This is a genomic window from Shewanella hanedai, from assembly GCF_007197645.1.
Taxonomy (GTDB): Bacteria; Pseudomonadota; Gammaproteobacteria; order Enterobacterales; family Shewanellaceae; genus Shewanella; species Shewanella hanedai.
In genome coordinates, this window is record NZ_VKGK01000083.1 from 1 (window position 1) to 1,217 (window position 1,217).

General features: G+C 42.1%; 1 protein-coding gene. It reads right to left on the reverse strand.

Annotated features, from left to right (window positions below):
- Positions 1 to 225: 225 nt before the first annotated feature.
- A complete protein-coding gene (locus FN961_RS25680; RefSeq protein ID WP_144042974.1) occupies positions 226 to 1,203 on the reverse strand; it encodes a transposase in 978 nt (325 codons plus the stop codon).
- Between the last annotated feature and the right edge of the window lie 14 nt (positions 1,204 to 1,217).

The following is a 1,217-nucleotide window of genomic DNA, read 5'->3' on the forward strand; positions in this document are numbered from 1 at the left end:
AATAAATCAAGCCAGCCATCATTAATCAATAACATAACGGCTCTACTGTAGATGTTCAATGTTATAGATAGAATGAAAGCTTATCGAATCTTCTAAAGTAGGCTTTGAAGCTGATATATGGTTGAAAGTAGCGACTTTAGAGGAGAAATGATGAAGTTTGAATGTGGAGAACCAATCGATGCTTCTTGTCATGGATAATGTTGTAGATAAGTGGTTTAAGTTTAACTAATCAGCTTGAAAGTGCTGGCAGCTTTTTGAGAAATGCCGTCGACGTTTTTGAAGGTGCTCACAATAGCGAGTTAACGATTGTGTTTCCCCTACAGGGCCGTGGAACAGTTCGCCAAACTCTGAGGTGAGTTTTATCCAGTTGTCTGATGAAATATTCAATCTCGTCAGTATCTTTGTGCTGTTAGCAGAGATAGAACCTCTCTTGTCATCACGGATAATTCTACCGGTTTCATCAACTAACTCTAGGTAATCCTTCAGTGCGAAGTTTATTCCCTTGGGCTGATTGAGCCGCTCATCTCCAATAAAAGGGAGTAACTTAGTGGGTTGCTCACCTTTTAAAGCGGCATTAACTCTAAGTTGTATACTGGTGTGGTCTGAATTCTCAAGTGTATCAACCATTTTGGCTCTAATCGGATTGAGTTCGACATAAGCCATGCAAGCTAATGCAGCGGCTTCATCAAGCAGGGCTTGGCTTTTAAAGCGACCTTCCCAGAAATGGCCTGTGCAATTATCTTCGATATTGGCTTTTCTTGCTATCGGCTCATTAAGACAGCGCATAAACCAACTAATATCGCACAAGCGTGAGCGGTAAGTGGCAATAAGGTGTTTTAATTTAGCCACTTGATACTCTTCTATCACTTCGCCTTTTGCAAACTTCTGGCACAACCCTGTGCCCTTAAAGCATCGATGCCACTGCTCAACAACCTCTCTGTCACTCCAATTGTTCGCTGACTCAATATCAATCCTCAATACCAGATGCAAATGGTTACTCATCACCGCGTAGGCTGCTACATCTATTGCAAAAATATCAGCAAGGCTGAGTATCTGTTCTTCTATCCATTCACGTCTATGTTCGTAAGATTTCCCTGTGTAATCATCAACTCCCGTTAGGAAGGCACGGCGAACTGTTCTACTACATGCATGGTAATACGGAGTGTCTTCAATACTGATCTGGGTTCTTCTGGGACGAGGCATGGATAACTCCTACT

Coding starts and splice junctions, on each gene's coding strand:
- FN961_RS25680 (WP_144042974.1), bottom strand. CDS start 1,203: ATGCCTCGTCCCAGAAGAACCCAGATCAGTATTGAAGACACTCCGTAT.